This is a genomic window from Pseudoalteromonas sp. MER144-MNA-CIBAN-0113, assembly GCF_040308965.1.
GTDB lineage: Bacteria > Pseudomonadota > Gammaproteobacteria > Enterobacterales > Alteromonadaceae > Pseudoalteromonas > Pseudoalteromonas tetraodonis.
This window is the reverse complement of sequence record NZ_JBEOOG010000663.1, coordinates 1-211: the sequence shown is the minus strand read 5'-3', so window position 1 is coordinate 211 and position 211 is coordinate 1. Positions and strand designations below refer to the sequence as shown.

Here is a 211-nt window from a genome sequence, read left to right as displayed (position 1 = left end):
GCAGAGCAACAATCCATTAGCTATACCCGTAAAAAGCCGGTGCGTAAGCCACTGCCAAAAGACTTACCTCGTGAGCAGGTTATTCACGACATCATCGACAAAACCTGTGATTGCTGTGGCGGTGAGCTACATAAAATGGGTGAAGATAAGTCAGAAAAGCTTGAGTTCATACCCGCTAAAATCAAAGTGATTGAGCATATTAGGCCTAAAT

The 211-nt window shown here is 43.6% G+C and carries 1 protein-coding gene; it reads left to right on the top strand.

Going from position 1 to position 211, the window contains the following annotated elements:
• On the top strand, positions 1–211 hold a 211-nt coding region (locus AAEY57_RS21450), incomplete at both ends, for an IS66 family transposase zinc-finger binding domain-containing protein (RefSeq protein WP_350608822.1).